Raw genomic sequence first — 21,139 nt, forward strand, 5'->3', positions numbered from 1 at the left:
CATATGCGCCCGTACCAAGCCGTGCAAGCTGGCCTGATGGTTCGATGGCTGCACAGCAGCTGCGGAGGCAGAAAAAAGGCCCCTGTTCCCAGGGGCCATTTCATGATTCTGGCGGAGAGAACGCTGGCCATGTAGCCGACGTCGCTGATACCAGCAACGTCGCCAGCTGCACATACCGTATGGAACTCAATACACGGCTCAACCACTCAGAGAAGCTTGTTGAGGTCAGTCTCTAGTTGGGCTGGAACCCCCAAGCCCTGACGCGACTGAACGGCATTCCGGTGAGCGACTTGCACTCGCCCGGTAGCGGCGTGTCCGAGCGCGCAGATTTGACAATGCCATAACCGGTGTCCTGGAAGAACATTGCAGCACCGCTGTCGCCACCACCGCACGCGAGCGAGCTTCCCTCTACCTTGAACCAGACCTCATCGCACTGCATAGACTCGGTGGGCCCACAAATGTTTCCAGGACTATGCTTAACCGACGTGACTATTCCACAGCTGTATCCGCTACGCGAACCGCGGAAGCAGATGGTACCGTCTTTCGCTGGCACATTGTAAACGTTCGCAATAAATCGCGTGGACACGGTTGACGACGCGTACGTCTCCAGCAAAGGAATGTGCGGAGATGGAATTCGATGCCACTGCACATCGGTTTGCGCATCGTTCCTTTGATCCTGGAACATCAAGGGGAACGTAACCAAGGTCCCGTTCTGGCTACTCCCATAGTTGCCATAGATGACGTCGTCGGGGCAATGCGCCGCCGTTATGATTCCCTTTAGACCTGTAGCCGTGTGCTTCACCGTAAATCCGGTGGTGCAGTATGAATTGTTTGACTGCAGCACGGCTCCGCCGATTGCATATATTGAATTGCTTTCAGGAACGTCCGATGTCTTGAAACGGAGCTTTACGCGATAGGCACGTTCGAGCTTGGACAGGATTCCCATATATTTCTGGGCGTCCTGTTCATCCCCACGTATTCTGACCTCAGCCTCGTTATCTCCCGCATATCCGGTCAATCCAACGAAACCCGGGATAGCTGACTGTGCTGCCAGCCGAATTTCCTTCAGTTGCTTGGTGAACTCATCCTCCGTGAAGAGGTGCCCAGAGGAGAACTCGACACGCGCTTTACCAGCCGCCGTCGTCCATTGCCGCCCTGCAACAGCACCATCTCCCTTGAGCTTCACTGAAACATGAAAGTCAGGCGACTGCTCAATGCTGATTTCCGTCAAGCGCCCGGCATACTCTCGACGAATGTCCTGGATGCTGGGCGCCACTGCCGCCTCCAGCTGAATCCGTCTGATTGCCTCATCAACCGATAGAGACTTGACTCTGGAAAGGAGGGAGCTGACTGCAACCGCAGTCTCCTCATCCAGCCCCTTCAGTTTCTCACTTTCAGAAACATCCTTCTGAGCAAGTGCAGTGGTGGACACAACACTCCCCAAGAGGAGCCCGAACACACTCACGTAAATAGCGCCTGTTTTCACCTAGCCTCCTCCAATGAATGCGGTAGGAATTCTGCGCAGCCTGCTGCAAACTGAGCATGAGTGTACGACGTGATTACGATTGCTATTGAGTAGAGTGTTCCATTTCCAACCGTCAGCGTGTTGTCAGGGAGCCAGCAGCCCGTGATACGCTCGATGGAACCCACGCGGGATCGTGGCCCTAATCTCACGTTCTGCGCACTTTCTCTGTCGCCTGTCAGCCAGCGCGCTTGGCAGCATGCGTGCTCTGCGCGACTGCCGCCCCTCCCTGGAACCAAGTAGCTGAATTGATGAACTGACGGGCAGCAAGGCGGGAAATACAAAAAAGCCCCTGTTTCCAGGGGCTCTTTGAAACAACTGGCGGAGAGAGTGGGACTTCCTTGAGAAGTGCCCTCACCCCTTGGGCGGCTTGGGTTTCACCAATCTGGGAGGTGCCCTGGAATGTGCCCGCGACGAGCATACCCCTTGCGGTGCAACGGATCCAGCCATTTTTGCCGCCCTTGGAAGCGCCATTCTCGATCCCCTCCAAACCGGCGCGATCAGGGCAGATGACCCGCTCGCCCTCACTCTCCGCCGAAAAGGGAAGCAATCCGGTGGACCGCTTTCTCATGTGCGTCTCAGGGCGATTGGGGTCATGGGACAGGACGCCGCAGCAAACGGTTTTGCCTGGAGCCCTTTCAGCGCCAACCTTGCGCCATAGCTCCATGGCCGGCTCACCGTCGCCCACGACACACTGCAAAGCACGGACTCGCACGTCCAGTCCGGCGCCAGCTCGGAATCGCCGCTCCAGGCCCACCGAGGTGCCTTCGGTGCGTCAGAGACCGACTCCGCCTTGGCAATCACTGTTTGCATTGATCGGCGGGGGGCAGATCCGCCACGAATGGCTGCCAGGCACTCGCTGCGCATCTCGACGTGGGGCATGTCCTTGAAGCTCTTCCAAGCCCCACCCCACCTCAATCCCGCCTGCTGGGCCAGCTCACCGAATCGTTGGTAGCCCTGCCGCACCTGCTCGTCCTTCAGGTCCCAAGAAGGGCGCCCGCGCTTGTAGATGACCATGTCTGCGGCCCAACCGTGGTTGTGGCAACTGCTGCCTGGCCCCACCTGGGTCACGCCCTTTTGGCTGGCGAGCAGCGCGGCCTGGCGCTGTTTAGACCGGTAGCCCTCCATCAGCCGCAGGTCGTAGCCCTCGCCCTTCATCTGCAAGGCGATCCGCTCCAGCGTTGAGCGAAGCTCAGGGTGGACACCGTCCCACTGCGGGGCGTCCTTGTGACGATGGAACAGGCGTTTGAAGAACCCTGGCTTCTTCCCGTGGACCTCAACGGAATCGGTGGCTGGCACGTGAGCGTGGACCAGGATGGGGGCGCTGGCCAATGCGAGCGCTAGCAACAAGCATTGAAACATGAGTAGGCCTCCTTACTCACATGAGCGATGCACCCATGCAAGCGGAGAATCGAAAACGCGCAAGGGGGGCTTGCGGAATCTTTTCCCTGACGTAGAAGAACAGGGGTGGGGAAAAGTCGGCCCCACCGCTTCCCGGCGCAACGGCTCCTCCTACCGTTGTGCCGGGAAGTTTCGTTGGGGGGGCTTGCGCATTCCAGGATCTGATCTATTCGTGAGTGCACACGATCACTCATTTCATATCCCAGGAGGCCATCCCATGAAACGCTCCCTCATCCACTGCGCTTTGCTGGCGGGCCTCTTTGCAGGCACGGCGCAGGCCCAGGTTCAAATGGGCAACGGCGCCGTTGCCAACAAACCCGATACCACCGCAGTGGGCGACCGCGCTCAATCGTTGACCATAGGGGCCACGACCATCGGGGCAGACGCCCTCGCCGATGGCGGGACAATGGTGGATGAAAATGGCGTTCCGGGAGAGTGCGTGGGAGCCACCGCGTTGGGCAATCGCGCCACCGCACGCGGATGCCACACCACCGCTCTGGGTTTCTTGAGCGAAGCGCAGGGCTCAAATGCGCTCGCCATTGGCTCGCGCGCAAAGGCGTTCGCGGTTTACGCCGTCGCTGTCGGCCCCCAAGCGCAAGCCACCGGCGACTTTGCGGTGGCCATCGGCGGGCACAGCCTAGCCAGCGGAATCTCCAGTGTGGCCATCGGCTCTAATGCCCGTTCGCCTGGAGCTAGTGGGACCGCTGTAGGCCCAACCGCAAGAGCCGATGAAAACGGTGGAGCGGCTTTCGGCAGCGGGGCGACTGCGCAAGGCGTTAACAACCTGGCGCTGGGCGCCGCATCCCAGACCGAGGGCGAAGGCGCATCCGCCGTGGGGCCCGGTGCCAACGCCACTGCCGACTTCGCGGGCTCCTACGGTTACGGCGCTGGCGCTGCCGGCGAGGCCGGCACCGCCGTGGGCCCGTGGGCCCAGGCGTTTGCGCCCTACTCTGCTGCCCTCGGCGCGTTGGCCACGGCCAACGCCACGGAAAGCGTGGTATTGGGGCCACGGGCCGTGGCCAACGCAAGGGGATGCGTGGCCGTGGGCGCCAACACTACGTGCGATGAAGAAGAGACCGCAGCGTTCGGCAACCGTCGTTTGACCCAGGTTGCCTTGGGCAGAGCGGACAACGACGCCGTGGCCGTCAGCCAACTGCGCACCGCCGTGGAAACCTTGGGAGCTGGCGCTACCGTAGTGAACGGTGTGATCGTGGCGCCGAACTACCAGCTGAGCAGCGGGAACAACTACACCACCGTGGCCGGCGCTATCTATGATCTCGACGGGCGCGTCCACCAACTGGAGCAGAACCCTGGCGGCGGTGGTGGCGCCACCGGCCCGCAGGGCCCGCAAGGTCCGACCGGTCCGCAAGGTCCCGCAGGCCAGGACGGTAAAGACGGCAAGGATGGCGGAAGCAGCACCGCGGTGGCCGGGGCCAACATTGAAGTCACAGACAACGGGAACGGCACGCAAACCGTTGGACTGAAAGACACCGTTGAGCTGTCCGAGCAGGGCTCGATCCAGGTCGCCAGAACCATCCACAACAGCGACGGCTTCACTGTCCAGGGCGGTCCATCGGTCACCCGATCCGGGATCAACGCCGGCAACCAGCGGGTAACCGGGGTGGCTGCAGGAGCGATCGCTCCCGGGTCTACCGACGCGATCAACGGTGGCCAGCTGTGGGAATACCAACGCCAGCAAGACGACCGCTGGAACCTGACGGACCGCCGTTTCCGCCAGCTCGACAAACGGGTGAGCGGTGTGTGCGCCATGGCCCAAGCAAACGCCCAAATGGCCACATCGACGTCGGCGATCCACGGTGAGAACCGCAACCGCTTGGCCGTAGGTGTCGGTGGCTGCAGCGGTCAAGCCGCCATTTCCATCGGCTACACCCGTGACGTGACCACCCCACGCGGATCCCCATCGGCTTTCTCGATTGGGGTTTCCCGCAGTGGGCAGGACACCGCCGTGGGCGCAGCCTGGGCCATCGGTTGGTAACGAATGTCAGTAGCGAGAAGGAGGTGATCGTATCTCGGCAAGGGCCCCTCGGGCCCTTGTTCGCAGCAAGAGCGAAGTTGTTTAACTATTAAGAGTTATTGCAGTGGAAATCAGGAGAAGACATCACTACAATCCGCTCCCTCATTCGGAGGATGGGCTGCCGAACAGCCCCTTATCTGGGTGGTCGCAACCCTGCTGACAACTGCGACAGTCCTGGCCATAGCTATCGACTGGATTTCAAACACCAAGAGTATTTACGACACCAAATGCAACCACAACACAGAAAAGGAAAAGAACGTGAAGAAAATCTATACAGAGAATCGCAGCACCACTATCAATAGCAATAGCAAAAACAATACCAAGAAAAGCACCTCAAAATGCTTAAAGGTCCTCAGCAGGGTCCTGAAGGCGATGTATGACGCGACCACCGAGATCTGCGCAAGAGCGATCCTCACCTCACACTGAAGTCAACGCGCGGTGAGCCATGCTCCCCGTTGGCCGATATGAAAAGCCCGGGTCGAGCCCGGGCTTTTCTTTGGAGCGCTGCTGCTATCCGCAGCGCCTCTGCTCCGGAAGAGTCGAAATCGCCTGAACCTAGCCCCGTCTTTTCTCCTTCGCCACGAAGGCTCCATCGGAGTGTAAAAGCGCGATAGTGCTTCCCTGGACGTGCTCTGGCCAAACCTGTCCTGGCAGGCCCACGAACTCCAGCGGAAGGCTCGCCTCTTGGTCTGGTTCGAACCCAGCGAACGGATCGAAGCTCCGTGGCTGCCAGTCCTCGAACTGGAACTCCCTGTTCCAGACCATTGCAAAGGCAAGCGGATAGGCCTTCAGGACATACACCGCCGAACTGCCCTTCCCTCCCAATACACAAAGCCCGAAGTCGCGAAGAACCGTTCTCCCGCTGTAGGGATACACCCAGTAGTGAAGCCGAACCTGGCGTAGAAGATCTGACCGGTCATCGAACAGGTGCTGGCTGTGGCGTTCTTCGTAGCGATTCAAGCCCACCGATGACATGTGGCCCAGAACTCCCCTTGCCACAAGCTGCGGCTGGATGCGGATGCTCTGGTAGTAGGTGACCTTGCTTCGATCGCGCAAGATCTCCGTTACCTCCCGGCTCATCGATACAAGCGCCTTGTCGTATCGAGAAAGCACCGAGCCGTTGCAGGTCCTGCAGATGCTCCTAAAGCAAACACCATTGGGCATCTTGTGGGACCGCGGCTTCTTCTCTCCACTGATTGCGTCGGCGACGCTGGACACCCTCAGAGCGATGCCTTGAGCCCACGCCTTGGGCGGCACGTGGTTTTCGGTCAGGTCGGTATCCTGCCCGCATATGTTGCAACGCCCCTTGGAAGGTCCAACCGGGAACTTAAAGGTCACTCGCACGCCCCATGCTCGCCATGAACTGCGAAGAGATTACACGCAAGCGACGTGTGGCCCCTCACGTCCTTCGCAGCGGGCTTGCCAACTTCAAATTCTGATCTATTCGTGAGTGGGTCGTTTTACTCACGGAGAGAGCATGACCCATCGCCACAACCTGGGACGCAGCGAGAAGTATCACGCCCTGCCCCGCACCCTTTACGCCCTGTTGTTCGACGACGGGGGATGCTACGTTGGTCAAAGCTTGAACCCGCAGCAGCGGGAGAAGCAGCACCGCTCCCCCAAAGGCGGCTGGCACCGTCCCTTCCGGTTCCATGCGCTGGAGGTGGTGACAGCCACCCGGGCGGAAACCGAGGCGTATGAGCAGGCGTGGCGGGTGAAGGCCTCCCGGGAGGGATGGCGCATCTACGCCAAGCCACCGGGGATCGTGGTCAACCCGCACCGGCGGGCCACGGCCCACGTGCGCGGGTTGGCCCACCAACGGCGGTGGCAGCTGGGAACACCGGTGAAAGCCCCCCCCGAACGCGTGGGGTGGTGGCCATGGGTAGTGGTGGTGATCAGCGTGTTGGCGCTGGCCCGATGCGTCACCGGGTAAGCCTCATCTCGCGCCGTTCCGCGTTCGAGATTGGCACCTCGGTTTCGGATTTCAACCCGGCCAGCAGCGCTTCCACTTCTTGGACCAGGTTGCGCACCGGGTCCGCCTGCTTGCTGGACAGTCCCACGCTCAGCGCCATTTCCTTGTGCCGTTCGGTTCCCAGCCGTTCGGCCATGCGCTCCATCATCTCGTCGGTCGTATACATGCGGTAGCTGCCCTTGGTGAGGCGGGTGAACGCCACCAAGGCCGACTGCTGGTCGAGCATGCCCATGTTCGTGGCCAAGTGGTAAACCTCGGATTTTCCCTGTCCTTGCGCCTTGTGGACGGTCATGGCATACCGGTGGGCCAAGGCGTTGTGCTCGCTGGTGTTGAGCTTCAGGATGCGCCCGTCCTCTTTCGGGTTCGAAGAGTCGATGCGCACCACCAGGTCGTAGCCACCGGATTTGTCCTTCCGGATGCTCTCCACCGTGCCCTCGGTGCCGTTGATGACGCCCAAATCGTTGTTGGTCGCCGTGAACATCACACGGTCGCGGCGTGAGAGCGTCAGGTCCTCCCATTGCCCTTTCACGATCGATCGGAAGGTGAACTCCTCTTTGTCCAGCACGCCTTGCTCCTGGAGCCCCTTCCGGATGCCCATGGTGAGGGCTTTGACTTCAGAGCGCGTGTGGGCCAAGACCAGCTTCTCGTCCATCGGCGTTTTGTCTTTCAAGTAATCGTCCACCAACGCCTTGATGGCCTGTCTTTCCGTTCCGAAGTCGTCGATGCAGTTGCGTTGCTTGAGGTTCTCCAGAATTTCTGTGCCCATGTCGATGGTGCCTTGGCGGCTGCGGTGCCCGCGGCGCATGTCCTTGACCTTCCCCTGGTGGTCCCGCTCGTAGAAGCTGTTGGCAGTGATCAGGTCACCGGCGTTCTTCTGCCGGCGGATCTCGGTCAGCTTCGTGTCGCCCAGGGCCATCTTCGCCAGCTCAAAGCCGTTGCCCGCGGCGATGGGCTGAAGCTGGTCACTGTCTCCCTGCATGACAAGCTTGGCACCCACCCCCTGGCAGTAGGTCATCAGCTTCAGGGTGTCATCGGTGGCCACCATGCCGGCTTCATCGAGCACCACCACATCTCTCTTCGTCAGCGCCACTTTGCCCTGACGCACCTGGGAAAAGAACTTCGCCACGGACATGCAGGGCATGCCGGACTCTTCTTCAAGCTTCTTGGCGGCCTTGCCACCGACTGCCAGCCCCATCAACCGCTTCCCTTCGGCTTCGAAGCACTGCTTGTAGACCTCAGCCACGGTGGTCTTGCCGGTCCCGGCCAACCCCGACATAACGCCGACACCTGCGGTTCCATGGGTCAAATGACCAATGGCAGCCTTCTGCTCTTCGGTAAGGGTGAACCCCTTTTGCTTCTCATACGCGGCGATCTCCCGGTCTACGGTGGAGCGGAACAGCTTCAGGTCCGTCTCGTTCTCCCGCTCCTTCGAGCGACGGATGATCTCGACTTCCCATTCGACCATCCAGGTGGCGCAGAAGCGATCCTCCCTGTGCTTGCGCGCCAACCGATTGCCCCGATCGTCTTCGTGGAGGTGTTCGGCTTTCACGCGCACCAGGTCGTCCTGCTCGGTGAACTCCTTCACCATTTGAAGGATTTGATTGGCGTCCTTCTGACCAGCGAATTCCATCCCCAGTTCCCGGACCAGGTCATGCTCGCAGAACATCGCCTCGTTCTCGTGCATGCGCTGCAAGACCTCGTCAAAGGTATGCGGGTCCAGGTGCTGACCTTGGGTCTGCTTGAGCGACTGGGTGGTCGGAACCAGATCAGGCCTTTCCTTAGCAATGTTGGCGAAGGTTTGCTGCCAGTCCTTGACCACCTGCTCGAACGGCGGTTCTTCCTTCTTTTTGCGAGTGGCCTTGCAGGCCTCGTCGTGGCTGGCGTCGGGGTGTTCTTTGACGTAGTCCAAGATTTCCTGGCGGCGGGTCTTCGTCTGAAGCACCAGCTCACGGTCGATGCCGGCAATCGTGGTGAGAATCTGGCCCGTCTCGCGCCCCATCACGTCCACCTCGCGCTCCCGCTGAATCCCGTAGCCCAGCGCTTTCATCGCGCTGTAGAGCTCGGCCTTGTAGAGGTGATCGGCCGCATGGCGGTGGCGGTAGATCTCGATGGCATCAAACGTGCCCCAACGGCCGTCCTCCCCCTTCGAAACACCAAACGAAAGATGATGGGTGTGCAGATCGGATTCCACGTTCCGGTTGCTGACGTGGTCGGCGGCTGCCCAAACCAATCCCGCCGTGCCTATAACGTCTACGCCTGCTTCTCCGCGCCGGGTCTCTACCTTGCTCTCGATGTAGCGCATCGCCACGGCGCAGGCCTGGCGGTGCGCTTCCAAGATGGCCAGCTTCTCGCGTTCATCCGCAAGGGCAAACGCCACGCTCACGTCCCCGGGGGCGGAAATGGTCAGATCGAACCCCACCCGGTGGCCGCCCTCCCACTTCTCCATCGGCTTGCCGTCGTCGTCCAACCGCACGTTTCCCCAGCGATCCGTCTTGATGACCAATCGGGCCTCCTTGCCCGCGTTTTTGCACAACGGCCTTCCGGTGGGTGAAAAGCCCTTCCCCAGCTTTTCCATCACCTCGCGGGTAACCGGCTGCCCTTCCAGGCCGAGTTCGGCGGCAAGGCTGCCGCCCCAATTGAGCGTCTGCCGCGGATCAGGACCGCTGCCGGCGTAGTAAGCCACGGCGCTGTCGATGGACAGGCGCTCGGTGGCCAGCATGTAGTCGAACATGTTGCCGTTGCGCTTGTTGTGGCCGCGGGCATCGATGCGGGTGCAATTGATCACGGAGACCTCCTGGAACGTTGATTGATCCAAGGTCCCAGAAAACGGAGAGTTGGCAAGGCCGATCACCGCTTGAAAAGCGCGTCGATTTCCTCGGGTGTCATGGTCAGCACCCGTTGCACCGCATCGATGCCGTCGGCGGTGGTTGGGAAGGCGGACGCGCCAGCGCTTGCAGGGGACGCTGCCGGCAATGGCCCTTCACCCTCGGCCACCGGGCCGGCTGGCTTGGTCGTCCACGCAGCGGCCACCTGCCCATCGCGAACCATTGGATGGTTTTTCCCTGGCCATGTCAGCAACAGCACGTCCCCGCCCATCTGCACGATCGCCTCGATGCCCCACCCCTCGGGACCGTAGCGCTTGCCCATTCGGAAGCCCAGCCGGTCGGTGAGCTCACCGCTAGAAACCAAGGCGCGGCTTTCCTCGTGAACCTGGGCTTTGTCCTCGTGCCCGCGCCACGCGATTTTCCGCTTGCCGAGCTGGCTGGCGAGCTTGTCGCGGGTGGCCCCCATCTGCACTTGGCACACCACGTGGGTGCCCACCAGCGATGAGAAGGCCTGCGCGGTCTTGTCCCCGTAGACCAGTTCAACCTGGGAGTGATCCTGGACCGCCATGATGGCCACCACGCCTTTGCTGCGCCCCAACGCCAGCAAGGGATCGATGTTCAAGCGCCCGGCGCTGGTCAGCTCATCGAACACGAAGTAGAGCCCACGCCCGCCCTCGTTGTCCGGCAAGCCCGGCCCAATGAGATCCGGCACGGCCACGTTGATCATGGCGGCGATGTAGGCCTTCGTCAGGGTCGGATCGGGTCCGGATTGAACGATGACCTGCTTACGCCCGTTGTAGCCGTCCCGTATCCACTCGGTCATCGAGAAACGGCGCTTGCCAACCTTGGGCCATGCGGTGGCCAGGTCGTCGATGAGGCGGGTGAAGCCCCCCAGGGAAGACAGCACGCTGGACGTGGTTTGACTCTCCGGGTCACGCACCAGTGCGGCGCCGCGGGGGTAATGCGGGCGCATGCCTGCGGCCATCTCCGCGGCCGGGCGGCGCACCAAGGCCGCCAGATCGGGCCACCCCCACTGGCCAGGCCGGGTGTTTTGGAGCTCGCGCACGCACCCAATCAACAAGTCCTGGGCGGCCATGCTCCAAAATTTGGCGTTCCCGTCGCCCTCTGGGATGAGAGAGGCGGCGAACGCCGCCGCTTGGGTCGGGGTCCGCACGTCGGCGGCAACGTCCCACACGTAGGACCGCGCATCAAAAGGGGACACGATGATGGGCCTTTTGAGAATCGACGTGAAGTCGCCTTTGATGTCGTAGAGGAATAGCTTTGCGCCCCTCTTTCGCGTCAGTTGTTCCAGGATGTGCTTGAGGATGACGCTCTTGCCCGAACCCACCGAGCCGGTGATCAGGACGTGGCGCGCCCAATGCTTTTTAGACAGCAACAGATCGGGGTGGAGGGACAGGGCGAAGGGATCCGCCTCGGCTTCCTTGGGTGTCATCGAGCGGTGCCGGGCTTCGTCCACGGCCTCTTTTCCTTCCAGCAACCGCGGTCCGGACAGGTGCCAGGTGTTGCTCACCGGCTCGGTCGCCTTGAGGAACACCCGCAGACCGAGGCCCGCCGCCAGCAGAAGCGACACCCCGATCCGGGACCACGTCGCCACTGGGTGGTGGTAGGACACCAGTTCGATGAACTCCCGTGCCGGAGCACGTGCCGAGATGCCAGCGGTCAGGAAGTGAAAAGCGGTCACCAGACCACCTTTCAAAGCATCGGCGAAGCGGATGAGCGAGCCATCGGGATTCGGCAAGAGCCAGGCAACGCCCATGCTCCCCACGTAGGCCAAGCCAAAAACGAATGCACCGGCAAGAACGGCGCGGCGCCAGTATCGGACCGGCTGGGAAGGCGCAACGCTGCCGGGCACGTCACCCAGCGCGTCAAAGGGCTTGGGTTTGCTCATGTCGGTGCATGCGCGTTGGGGTCCGCCCTCGCCACCCTGGCTGCTCAGGATTGGCGCCGTGGGCCATCAAGTGGAGGCAGGCCCGGGCGTGCTTGTGAAGGGCGGCAAGGTGGAGCGGTGCCCACCCGTGGCCGTTGAGGGCCGCCACATCGGCGCCGGCTTGGACCAGCGGGGTGACCAGCAAGGCGCGACCAAACCCGGCCGCATGATGCAGTGGCGTGTTGCCGCTGGCATCGGGCAGCCGGGCGTCCGCGCCCATGCCGATGCAGGCCAGCAGTGCTGCTTCGTGGCCCGCTCGGGACGCCCCCACGAGCCAGGCTTGCCACGGTGCGTTCTCACGCAACCGGTTTGCATCCGACCGCCGAGCCCGCGCCTCCTCCACCGCCATCGCCATGCCTTGGAAGAGCGAGGTGTGCTCAGCCATGGACAACCCACCCACCCTCTCTGCCAAGGTGCTGTAAACCATCGGCTCGTCACGGTCTGCCAAGCGTCTCTCGTAAGCACGGACCAGATCCCGGGTGGAGGCCCGCTTGGGCGCGTCGAACCCCATGCGATGCAAGCCCCAGCGCAGGTCCACTTGCGGTGCCCCATCGTGCTCGCGCTGGCGCACCTGCCAAACCAGATCGCCCAACCGACCCTCAACAGGGGCAACGCTCAGGGCGTGGGCACGCGCCAACACTTGCGAATCGTGAAGGCCTTTGGATGCGCCGGCTTCGCGCGCGAGCGCGCCCGCCAAGGCCTCCGCTCGTTGGAGGCCCAGGGGACGCAAGAGGAGCAACAGGGATTCTTGGGTGTCCATCCCCATGGTTGTAGCGTTGAATCGCTGGCCGTCAAGCCAACACGCAGAAATGGTGGGTCAGGCAGGACTTGAACCTGCAGGGGAGTGAACCAGCAGTTTTACAGACTGCCCCGGCTTCGTTACCGGACTACTGACCCGATCGCTAAACGCTGTCGGGTGGGCCAAAGACGATCCAGCCCAACATGTAGAACATCAGCGCGGGGTAGAACCAGAAATCAAACCCCTCCCAGTCAAACCGGCGCCAACGCTTCCTGCACCTTGCACGCAGCTTGAGCCAGCGCCGGCTGCTCACCGGAAGGAACTCTGGACCACCACCCCGATGGTCACAAAGCCCGCCACCGCCATGGCCACCACTTTGAGCAGAACCGGAACGGCCGGGGGGTAGACGAGAACAGCCGCTGCGAAGGCCGCGGTCAGCAGGAACAAGCTGGTCAGCAGTGGAACCGCGTTTTCGAAAGCGAAGTCTTTGAGGGCATTGAACAACGTGGACATGGTGGCTCTCCTTTTGGCTTTATGAGTAGGTCTACCTACTCTTTACAAAACCAGTAAAGCACCATCAAACTGGACGTCAAGACGCAAAAATGCCCGATTCTGCGCAGAACCGGGCAGATTTGAACATCGATGAAAAATTACTGTCGGAAGACGTTCGGTTGGGCCTGCTTCTGGTGCTTCTCCCAATCGTAATTGGCAGCGTAGTCCTTCATGAAAGCCGCCTCCTTCAACGAACTGCGGGCGTAATCGGCGTATCCCAGGCGCCCAGGTCCGTTCTCCATCCGCTGCTCACGGGTCAACATGGGAGGGGTCTCCTCCCGCTGGGCCCCGCGTTGCTGCCGCCACTGCGCAACGGTCGCATGAACCACCTGTTCGTGCTTGTCGTCCGGCTTTGCATCACGAACGGCTTTGTCGGCCTCCTGGATCTTTGCCTGGAGCGCGGCGATCTGATCGGGCGAGGCCTTCTCTGCCCAATCCAGAACGCGCTGTCGGCGTTGCTCGATGGCGTCTTGGTCTTGGACCACGTTCTGCTCGAAGTCCGCCCGTGCCGCGCTGTCCTTCTGGGGCGGTGGGCGATCGCCCAGAAGCCGCTCGTTGCGCTGCGCCTGGAGTGCTCGCAGCTTGGTCATTTCTTCGATGGGTTGGGAAAGGGTGTCGCTCATGTTTGTTTCCTCCGCTGGGGTGAATGGGTTCACCGTTGATCAATCCGTGGCTTTGGCAAGGGGGGCGAGCCCCCTTGCCTATCCGCATCAATCCGCATCGGGCAGCAGCTCCGCCAAGTCGATTCGCTTGATGCCGGCACGGTTCAGCGCCACGATGGCGTGACCACGGGGCTCAAGAAGGGCGGAGTATTCTTCCTGCAGGAAGAGCGGCTGCACCTCGCGCTTGCCCCCGGTGGGCATGTCAATGTCGCGCGCGATCTCGTCTTGGCCCAGCGTGTCCTCCGATCCAATCCGCCAGCGGCGGCCCGTCACGGCGTCGATGCGCGAGGCCGTCAATCGCCCGGCCCCTTCCATGCGCATCTTGTCGTAGGCGGACGCGTAGGCATGGTCCGGGTCGTTGAGCACTGAGTGGCGCCAATTGTTCATGCCGCCTTGGTAGTCGATGCCCCGGGTGCGCTGCTTGAAGGTGGTCAACGTGGCCTGCCCGAACCGCTTTTCCAGGTATTCGTGGGTGTTGTGCGAGCACTTCAGCGCGATCACCGATTGCATCGTGTTGGCCATCAGCTCCGCCTCGTTGACCGACCCAAAGGCGTTGACCAAGCTCTCAAAGCCTTGCGTTGCAAGCACGGGCATCAACCCCAGCGAGCGCGAAACGGAGAACAGGTTGATGTCATCGGCCGTCAACAGCAGGTGGGCCTCGTCCATCATTAGCATCACCTCGGTCTGGCCGGGCAGTGCTTCACGCCACTTGTCACCGAATGCACCACGCGCTTTGATTCCATTCATGACCCGCTGTTTGAGCAGGCGCATCATCATTTCACCCGCTTCACCGAATTGGGTCGGGGGCAAGAAGAGGCCTACCATGGCTCCATAGAGCGCGTCGGACACGTCCACCTCGCCCGTCTCAATCGAATGCCAAGGCATGTCCGTCTTGCTGTCACGCAGCTTTTCGCCTCGCAAGAGCTTCTCCAGCAGCCCTCTCGAGTTGAGCGTGAACGATTGCCTCTGTTCCGGATGCATCGCGGGAATCTCCTGGAACGCCCATTCCAGCGAGCTCTGCAGCTGAGACATGGGACGGAAGAGGTCTGGATGGATGGTTTCGGGAGCGTTGTCCTGACGAAGGCGGTGCTGCTGCAGGTAGGCCGCATAGGCCAGCCGCCCCTCTTCGTCATGGCTCGTGTCCGCCTCTTCCAGGCCCAAGTATTTCACCACCTCCATCAGCTTTGCATTGGCACGAGGCGCGGGGCTGGCGGGAATCACGCGTTCCACAATGGACAACAACTTGATGTGGTGGAATGGCGTGTAATGCCATTGCCTGTCGTCGCTCACCGGGATTCGATGGATGGCGATCTGCTCGGCGATCCGCTCGAGCAATGCCTCAGTCTCGGCCCCGTCCTCGCCCAGCTTGCGCTGTTTGACCAGCTCAAGCTCCGCGTTCATCTGTGCACGCTCCAACCCTTCCAGCTTGGCCGAGCACCAGGACCTGTAAGCCATCTCGTGATCCACGAGCGCACGAAGGATGATGCCGGTGTGGTAAAGGAATGCATCACCACCATCCGTCCAAAGCTTGGATTTCTCGTCCACGCGCCCACCGGATGCGCCGCGCAATGCCCGCACGATCTGATCCGGCGCCAACCCTTCGTATGGTGCCACCCGCATCCCGGGTTTGACGACGATATCGAACAATCCTTCCAAGTCCGAGATGATCGCCCCGTCTTTGCCGTCAGCGACGAGTGCACCGCCGGCCTTGCCATTCTTGCCCCGCTTACGAGCGATGGCCTCAGCCGTTCGGCGGTAACGACGGGCCACTGGGCGCATGAGGCTGTAAGACTTGCCCGAGCCAATGGCGCCATAGATGATCAACCCTTGGGTCAGGTCTCTCCACGACATCATCATGACCGTGCCCAAGTCGGGTGAGTAGCCATAGCCCTTGTCGGACAGGTGCCCCGTGGCGCGCCCAATGGTGATCAGCGGGGTCTTGTCTCGCAGGGCCGCCTCGGCTTGCTGCTCTCGCGCCTTGACGTGTGAGTTGATCAACGCCCCCTGGGTGGCCAGGTTGTTGTCGTTGTTCTGTAGGTAGAGCCGGGCGGCGTTTTGGACAAAGTTGCCTTCGGCGTATTGCATCGCATACATGCAGGCCAACACGTAAGGTGCCGCCTCGCCCAAGCCAAACGGCAGGACCTTGGCGACAACCAAGGCGGCAAAGATGAGGCCCACCCACTTCATCGCTTGAATGAAGCGCGCGGCCGTCCCGCCAATGACGCCCCGGTGCGGGCGCGAGGCTGCCGCCACAAAGCAAACAACAAACAGGATGCCGACCAAGCCAAAGGCCCACCACAGGTAGGTCTTGGCCATCTGGGCATACACAGCCATGCCGCCGGCTTGCATTGCCACCTCGGTGCCGCCCTTGCTGTCGCCGACCATGAACTGAAGCGCCATCGGAACCCACTGCAACAGCACCAATGCCTTCAGCGCCTCCTTCATGCCCTCGCCTTGCTTGAGGGCAATGAAATAAGGAATGGTCAGCATGAGAGCTATCACGCTTGCCCCACCAATCCGGACGAAGCTTTCCAGCGTCGAGGCGGCCTCTAGCTTGGTCCAACCCATAGATACGATCAGGCTCACCAGGAAGGTTGCCAGAACGCCGATCACGGGGAAGGCGAGATACATCAAGGGAGTGGCCAGGCTGTCGCCGCCCTGCCCCATGTCGTTGCCCTGCAAGAAGCCCTCGGCACGCCGCCCACGCTTCGTCGTGATGATCCGCGATTGGGTGTCGCGCAGATCCTCCGGAACCTTCGGCCACCACTCCTGGAACTCGTCCTCGCTGCGTCCTTCGGGCACTTTGAACACCTGGGCGTTGTCGTCCCAGACTGCGCCGCATTCCTTCGCGAAATCCCGATCAGCCTCCGGCACATCGAGCTCTCGGCTGCGAACGCGATCGGTCACGTCAAAGCGCCCCACGAGGTTTTCATACTCCTCGTTGGACTTGACGATGATTTCTTCCTTCACGCTCGAAGGCTCGCCGCTCTTCCGTCGGAACTTGCGGCCCAAGCCGCTCGTCCAGTCCAGCACGTTGAATAAACTGATTGCTGCCATCTCTGTTTCCCTCCCCTGTCAAATCAACGAAGCCAATGCGCCAAGACGGCAAGCACCAAGCAAAGCGGCGCGCACGCCAGGAAGCCCGCTTTGGCCACCCAGCGCTCTGCGACCTGCTCAACCTTGCTTGCGTAGAGCCGATCCTTGGTCCATGCCTCATACGCGGCGTCGTCTCTGACCGGAGGCCTGCGATCGGCGCGCAAGTAGTAGAAAGTGCGGCGGACGCCTTCGCTCAGGTGGCCCATGCCAAACGATTCAGGGCTGCCGAGGAACAAGCGCCCGTGCAGGTTCAGCCACTTTGAGCCGAAGTGAAGTTTTCCGGGTTCCCGGTATTGCGTGAACAGCCACTTGAACATGTCTCTCCTCTATTCGTGAGTAGGTCACTTCTTTCTAGATCGAATCCGCGGATGCGCAAGGGGATCAGTCGATCCCCGACTTCTTTGCCCAAGCGTCCAGGTCTGCGTTGGCTTTTTGCTGCCAGTCGTTCCGCGGTTCGGCGGCGGGTGCGGGGGCCTTCCTCGGCAACGGGGCAGTCGCACGTTTCGGCGAAGGCATTGGCTGGGGCGCAATTGGCGCTGTCGTCGTTACCGGGGGAGTGGCGACCGGCTCTGGCTTCTCGATCGCAGGCTCTGGCTCGGCCTGCTCTGGAAGCACTGCTGGAGCAGGCACAACCACGGGGGCTTCCACCACCTCGGGCAACCGCTCTGGAACAGCCGGAGTAGCAACCGGTGCCACGGGAGCCGGTGTGCTTGGAGGCACCTGGTTGTTCTTCCCAAGCAAGAAGTAGATCGCGCCCGCGACCAATGCCACCGCCAACACACCGGCCAAGACCCAAGACAAACGAGAGCGGGGGCTGGGTTGGATTGGAGTTACTGGCTGCTCTGGTGACGCGGCCTCCGGGAGCCGGTTGGACCCTTCAGGCACCGCGGAAACGGACAGGACTTCCACTGCGTCCTGCTGAGACAGATTGACCAAGGCTGCCGTATCTTCATTGCTCAACGCCTTGGCGTCCACCGAAGGGCCACCCAATCCATCTGCAACCTGTGCGCCGGGCTCTCCAAATTCATCAACCAGCTCCCAAACGGTGCACATTCCCTTATCACCCGCTCCTACGAGAACCGGTGCAGCTGCATCGGACGTCAGTTGCCTGACCAACATTTCCTGCTCCACGGTGAGCGGAGCGTCTTGAGGCTTCTCTTCGACAACACGATGTTCCTGGGCTTCTCGGGTGCGCTTTGCGTCCAGTTGCGCCTTGGCTTGCTTCGCCTTCTCTGCAGCGGCAACAACGCCCTTCTGGGTCAACTCGGCAGTGCGCTTGCTGATCACCCCGGCCCAGTGACTGGCGGCTTTCAGGTTCTCTTTCATGCCGTCGGAAACCAGCCGCTCTTCTTGCGTGGGCGAAGCGGTTGGGGTTGCGTTGGCACGCTTCAGCAATTCTTCGCGCTTGCGTTGCTGGATTCTTTCTTCTGGGGTCATGTCGGCTCCTGGGAATGGGGGGAAAGGAAGCCCGGGCATCGCAAGACACCCGGGCGATTGGCGTCAGCGGACGTCAGGCACCGGGGTAACGACGATCACGGGCTCACCGCTGCCGCAGCGGTCGTCCACCGTGACCTTGGACAGCGCGCCACGCTTGGCCAGCTCCACGATGGGCACTTGGCAGGCGGCCTTGTCAGCTCCCTGGAACACCACCGTCAAACCGTTGCTGGACTTGTTCAAAAGACCCGCGAACTTGTCGAGGAAGGCACGTGTGTCGCCGTCCAACCGCTTCATGTCGGCGGGGCTGTAGTTCAAGCGCAACGAATCCAGGACGGCTTCCTGCTTGCCCTCCACGGTTTCGGTCTTGGTGACCACTTCGGCCTCCATGCCAGCCGCACGGGCGGCGTCGGCGGCCTGCTCGGCGTGTTCCCGCTGCTGCTTCACGTAGGACGCCGAAGCACCCACGGCAGCACCTGCGGCGCAAGCGCCCAAGGCCTTGTCTTTCTTGCCCGTGAGCAAGGCGATGGCTCCGCCAGCCACGCAACCGATGCCACCGGCTTTGAACAGACGCTTCTTGTCGGCCTTGGGCTTGCCATCGTCCTCCGCGGCATGGACCGCATCAGGGGCAGCCTGGGCGGAAACCTGAAGCGGCATGAACGCCGCCAGGCAGAGAGTGAGAGGAACGGAAAAACGGTTCATGGGATGGATCTCCTGCTGTGGGGGAAAGTTAGGTGCGTGGAGCAGTCATGGGTCCGGTTGCGGGCACCTTGGCCGCACCAGAACCTTTGGGAGAGGGTTGCGAGAGGGCCGCCGTCACGACCTTGCGAAGCGCTTCTTCGTAGCGCTGAATGGCGCTGTCCTGCTCCGCCTTCGTTTCGTCTCGCAACCGCCGCAGGTCCTCTTGGAGCGCACTGCGAAACAGCGCGTTCTCTTCCCGCAGATCGTCGATGAGGCGCTCCAGCTGAGCGCTGGCGTTCTCCAACACGCTCACCACTGACGTGGCGATGTTGTGTCGCTCCAGCGCCTCTCGCATGTAAGCGCTGAACCCACTGCCCGATTCACGAGCAAGCCGCTGAGCAAGTTTTAGTTGCCCGCGGTCAAGGTTTACGTTGTGACGAACGAACGCCATTGGTCGAGTAACTCCATTTCGGGATTACTCCACCGATACCGCGAATCTCGGAGTTGGCAAGGCCCCACCGCAGGAGCCTGAAAAACAAAGGCCAAACGAGCTAACAAGCACCGACACTGTCTCCATTCGCTGGAGACACGGTCAGGCCTTGATTGGATTGGGATTTCGGCAGATGTGACGCCGATTCTTGGGCGAAAAGCGCACTCCCACTTAAGTGCGTCATGTGTATGACGACTCTGGGGAACCGTCCGGGCTCTTGCTTCTCTGCCACTGCTGACATTGCCTCCACCCACGCTGAGCTCTTGCAGTTGCTTTTCGGCGGCCCCTTGCGTGTTGCCCCAGGTGCGCTATTGGTGGTCTACGCCCCTCGCCCCACAGGACCGCCGCCCACGCCATGCCCACGCAACGCTCCCGCTCTTCCACCCCTCACGCCCACCGATGCCCCACCCCGGGAATCCGTGCGGAGTTTCTCAGCCCACTGTTTCGCATTGCCTCGAATCTCCAGGACAGGTTGCCCTCGCCCACCCGCCGCACCACCCCACGACACCCAAGCCACGTTGGTTTTAGTCAAACGTGTGCTGTGCCCTTGGATACACCGACACCGTGTTTTTCGAATCGCAAGTGGGCAGCCAAAGAACCCCTGGAAGGAAAGCGCGGAGCCCTCGCCCCATTTCGTTTTAGTCAAACAAGGGTGCGCGCCATGGCCGTCATTCACCGCCATTGGCCCATCAATGATCCACCTGCTTTCGTTTCAGGAGTGCTCCCATGACCACCGCTGACCTGGACACGTTTGCCCGCCGCGTGCTGGCCTTCCATGCCGCCCGTGGGCCTGCCACCCCACGCTGGGCACTGGACGTGGCCCGCCGTTCCGAAAGCCCTGTGTGCGCTTTCTGCACCGCCCCCCTGGACTTGGACCGTCGCCATTCGTGGGGGCTCTCACCGCTCGTTCCGTTGAGCCTAGCCGGCCCAAGGGACACCGAGAACCTGCGCATGGCTTGCAAGCGCTGCATCACCGAGCGGGGCAGCCGTGACCTGTTGGCCTGGCCCGAGTTGAGCCAACGGTTGCCCCCAGCCATGCTGGATGCCCTGCTGGCCGACCGGCTGCTTGTCCTCCAGCGCTCCGACAACCACCTGGTCGAGGTGGGGCGCTTTGCCAAGCCAGCCACCGTCCATGCCCAGCTCCAAGAGCGCTGGATACACCCCCGGTTCGTCGTTCACGTCGAGCGGCATTCGGACAGCTGGATGCTGGGGTGGCCACTGGCCCAGCGTCCCGATCTCACGCGGAACGACTTGGCCGCGCTCTTGCGCAACGTGCACCGGGGCGAATGGCTGGAACACCCCGAGGTGGTGGCCTTCCTGGTGACGGAAGAAGTTTTTCAATCAGCGGTGTGGCAACTGATTGCCCTCCACGCGTTGGTCATTCCCCTGCCTTTGGGGACTGCTCCCCCTCCCGACCGCACCTTTGAGAACCGGTGGATGGCCCGATATCCAAGCCTGAGCCAGATCCGATGGCGGCGACAGGGCGCGCACGAAACACCCTGGCCCAGCCAGGGCAAAGACCATGTCCCGGCTTACAGCGACAAGCCCAACGCGGTTCGCATGCGAACCCAGCGTCAAGCCACACGTGAGGGGGAAACGAAGGCCCAGTGGTTGGAAGCAAGGCGGCGTTTGGCGAAGCGAGACGCGGGCGTGGCAAGTGGGACGCTGAGGGCATGGTTGCCCGGGGAGCGGGCAGCCATGCAGGCCGATGTGGACGATCTAGCGTCGTCGTGGTTGGAGGCCCGCCAGCGGAAAGTGCAAGGCCGCTCTCAGCGGCCGTGA

Annotated in this window: 17 protein-coding genes and 1 tRNA gene; 3 read left to right on the top strand and 15 right to left on the bottom strand. The window is 61.7% G+C overall.

What is annotated here, in order from left to right; translation table 11 throughout:
• Positions 1 to 232: 232 nt before the first annotated feature.
• The 3 genes from ACX9OT_RS08420 to ACX9OT_RS08430 form a co-directional block, all read right to left on the bottom strand.
• A complete protein-coding gene (locus ACX9OT_RS08420) occupies positions 233 to 1,486 on the bottom strand; it encodes a chymotrypsin family serine protease (protein ID WP_071227572.1) in 1,254 nt (417 codons plus the stop codon).
• Between the two features lie 214 nt (positions 1,487 to 1,700).
• Complete coding sequence (locus ACX9OT_RS08425) at positions 1,701 to 2,093, bottom strand: hypothetical protein (protein WP_459001691.1); 393 nt, start codon at positions 2,091 to 2,093, stop codon at positions 1,701 to 1,703.
• A complete protein-coding gene (locus ACX9OT_RS08430) occupies positions 2,090 to 2,884 on the bottom strand; it encodes a M15 family metallopeptidase (RefSeq protein WP_049463014.1) in 795 nt (264 codons plus the stop codon). Before ACX9OT_RS08430 ends, ACX9OT_RS08425 begins: the two co-directional genes overlap by 4 nt.
• Before the next feature lie 256 nt (positions 2,885 to 3,140).
• Here ACX9OT_RS08430 and ACX9OT_RS08435 point away from each other — a divergent pair, with 256 nt between their 5' ends.
• Positions 3,141 to 4,919, top strand: coding sequence for an adhesin (locus tag ACX9OT_RS08435; protein WP_049463013.1), 1,779 nt, complete (start codon positions 3,141 to 3,143; stop codon positions 4,917 to 4,919).
• A gap of 594 nt (positions 4,920 to 5,513) precedes the next feature.
• On the opposite strand, the gene ACX9OT_RS08440 is transcribed toward ACX9OT_RS08435, so the two are convergent.
• Positions 5,514 to 6,296: a hypothetical protein gene (locus tag ACX9OT_RS08440; protein WP_139319695.1), complete on the bottom strand. Its 783-nt coding sequence runs from the start codon at positions 6,294 to 6,296 to the stop codon at positions 5,514 to 5,516.
• Positions 6,297 to 6,435: 139 nt separating this feature from the next.
• Here ACX9OT_RS08440 and ACX9OT_RS08445 point away from each other — a divergent pair, with 139 nt between their 5' ends.
• Positions 6,436 to 6,891 (top strand): GIY-YIG nuclease family protein, encoded by a 456-nt coding sequence (locus ACX9OT_RS08445; RefSeq protein ID WP_459001694.1) that lies wholly within the window; start codon positions 6,436 to 6,438, stop codon positions 6,889 to 6,891.
• On the opposite strand, the gene mobF is transcribed toward ACX9OT_RS08445, so the two are convergent.
• The 11 genes from mobF to ACX9OT_RS08500 form a co-directional block, all read right to left on the bottom strand.
• Positions 6,881 to 9,715 (bottom strand): MobF family relaxase, encoded by a 2,835-nt coding sequence (mobF, locus tag ACX9OT_RS08450; protein WP_459001696.1) that lies wholly within the window; start codon positions 9,713 to 9,715, stop codon positions 6,881 to 6,883. The genes ACX9OT_RS08445 and mobF overlap by 11 nt on opposite strands.
• A gap of 62 nt (positions 9,716 to 9,777) precedes the next feature.
• Positions 9,778 to 11,664, bottom strand: coding sequence for a helicase HerA-like domain-containing protein (locus ACX9OT_RS08455; protein ID WP_164124158.1), 1,887 nt, complete (start codon positions 11,662 to 11,664; stop codon positions 9,778 to 9,780).
• Positions 11,642 to 12,463 carry an ankyrin repeat domain-containing protein gene (locus ACX9OT_RS08460; protein ID WP_235646491.1) on the bottom strand — a complete coding sequence of 274 codons (822 nt, stop codon included), beginning with the start codon at positions 12,461 to 12,463 and terminating at the stop codon, positions 11,642 to 11,644. Before ACX9OT_RS08460 ends, ACX9OT_RS08455 begins: the two co-directional genes overlap by 23 nt.
• 50 nt (positions 12,464 to 12,513) lie before the next feature.
• Positions 12,514 to 12,600: transfer RNA gene (locus tag ACX9OT_RS08465), tRNA-Tyr, on the bottom strand.
• 151 nt (positions 12,601 to 12,751) lie between these two features.
• On the bottom strand, positions 12,752 to 12,955 hold the full coding sequence (locus tag ACX9OT_RS08470) for a hypothetical protein (protein WP_005410159.1): 204 nt from the start codon (positions 12,953 to 12,955) through the stop codon (positions 12,752 to 12,754).
• Positions 12,956 to 13,092: 137 nt separating this feature from the next.
• The gene (locus tag ACX9OT_RS08475) at positions 13,093 to 13,617 is read right to left on the bottom strand and encodes a hypothetical protein (RefSeq protein WP_075677529.1); all 525 of its coding nucleotides are present in this window, start codon (positions 13,615 to 13,617) and stop codon (positions 13,093 to 13,095) included.
• Positions 13,618 to 13,704: 87 nt separating this feature from the next.
• Positions 13,705 to 16,713, bottom strand: a complete 3,009-nt coding sequence (locus tag ACX9OT_RS08480; protein WP_075677527.1) for a TraM recognition domain-containing protein — start codon at positions 16,711 to 16,713, stop codon at positions 13,705 to 13,707.
• Positions 16,714 to 16,736: 23 nt separating this feature from the next.
• The gene (locus ACX9OT_RS08485) at positions 16,737 to 17,069 is read right to left on the bottom strand and encodes a hypothetical protein (RefSeq protein WP_006375352.1); all 333 of its coding nucleotides are present in this window, start codon (positions 17,067 to 17,069) and stop codon (positions 16,737 to 16,739) included.
• Positions 17,070 to 17,133: 64 nt separating this feature from the next.
• Positions 17,134 to 18,189: a hypothetical protein gene (locus tag ACX9OT_RS08490; protein ID WP_223224641.1), complete on the bottom strand. Its 1,056-nt coding sequence runs from the start codon at positions 18,187 to 18,189 to the stop codon at positions 17,134 to 17,136.
• A gap of 63 nt (positions 18,190 to 18,252) precedes the next feature.
• Positions 18,253 to 18,888, bottom strand: coding sequence for a hypothetical protein (locus ACX9OT_RS08495; protein WP_049463006.1), 636 nt, complete (start codon positions 18,886 to 18,888; stop codon positions 18,253 to 18,255).
• A 28-nt stretch (positions 18,889 to 18,916) separates the two neighbouring features.
• Complete coding sequence (locus tag ACX9OT_RS08500) at positions 18,917 to 19,318, bottom strand: hypothetical protein (protein WP_049463005.1); 402 nt, start codon at positions 19,316 to 19,318, stop codon at positions 18,917 to 18,919.
• Positions 19,319 to 20,083: 765 nt separating this feature from the next.
• On the opposite strand from ACX9OT_RS08500, the gene ACX9OT_RS08505 reads away from it, so the two are divergent.
• Positions 20,084 to 21,139 carry a hypothetical protein gene (locus tag ACX9OT_RS08505; protein ID WP_223224642.1) on the top strand — a complete coding sequence of 352 codons (1,056 nt, stop codon included), beginning with the start codon at positions 20,084 to 20,086 and terminating at the stop codon, positions 21,137 to 21,139.

The organism is Stenotrophomonas genospecies 3, assembly GCF_054473855.1.

What these genes read in the sequence shown, in the direction of transcription:
- ACX9OT_RS08425 (WP_459001691.1), bottom strand. Translation starts at nt 2,093, where the DNA reads ATGAGAAAGCGGTCCACCGGATTGCTTCCCTTTTCGGCGGAGAGTGAG.
- ACX9OT_RS08430 (WP_049463014.1), bottom strand. Translation starts at nt 2,884, where the DNA reads ATGTTTCAATGCTTGTTGCTAGCGCTCGCATTGGCCAGCGCCCCCATC.
- ACX9OT_RS08435 (WP_049463013.1), top strand. Translation starts at nt 3,141, where the DNA reads ATGAAACGCTCCCTCATCCACTGCGCTTTGCTGGCGGGCCTCTTTGCA.
- ACX9OT_RS08445 (WP_459001694.1), top strand. Translation starts at nt 6,436, where the DNA reads ATGACCCATCGCCACAACCTGGGACGCAGCGAGAAGTATCACGCCCTG.
- ACX9OT_RS08455 (WP_164124158.1), bottom strand. Translation starts at nt 11,664, where the DNA reads ATGAGCAAACCCAAGCCCTTTGACGCGCTGGGTGACGTGCCCGGCAGC.
- ACX9OT_RS08460 (WP_235646491.1), bottom strand. Translation starts at nt 12,463, where the DNA reads ATGGACACCCAAGAATCCCTGTTGCTCCTCTTGCGTCCCCTGGGCCTC.
- ACX9OT_RS08470 (WP_005410159.1), bottom strand. Translation starts at nt 12,955, where the DNA reads ATGTCCACGTTGTTCAATGCCCTCAAAGACTTCGCTTTCGAAAACGCG.
- ACX9OT_RS08475 (WP_075677529.1), bottom strand. Translation starts at nt 13,617, where the DNA reads ATGAGCGACACCCTTTCCCAACCCATCGAAGAAATGACCAAGCTGCGA.
- ACX9OT_RS08480 (WP_075677527.1), bottom strand. Translation starts at nt 16,713, where the DNA reads ATGGCAGCAATCAGTTTATTCAACGTGCTGGACTGGACGAGCGGCTTG.
- ACX9OT_RS08485 (WP_006375352.1), bottom strand. Translation starts at nt 17,069, where the DNA reads ATGTTCAAGTGGCTGTTCACGCAATACCGGGAACCCGGAAAACTTCAC.
- ACX9OT_RS08490 (WP_223224641.1), bottom strand. Translation starts at nt 18,189, where the DNA reads ATGACCCCAGAAGAAAGAATCCAGCAACGCAAGCGCGAAGAATTGCTG.
- ACX9OT_RS08495 (WP_049463006.1), bottom strand. Translation starts at nt 18,888, where the DNA reads ATGAACCGTTTTTCCGTTCCTCTCACTCTCTGCCTGGCGGCGTTCATG.
- ACX9OT_RS08500 (WP_049463005.1), bottom strand. Translation starts at nt 19,318, where the DNA reads ATGGCGTTCGTTCGTCACAACGTAAACCTTGACCGCGGGCAACTAAAA.
- ACX9OT_RS08505 (WP_223224642.1), top strand. Translation starts at nt 20,084, where the DNA reads ATGACCACCGCTGACCTGGACACGTTTGCCCGCCGCGTGCTGGCCTTC.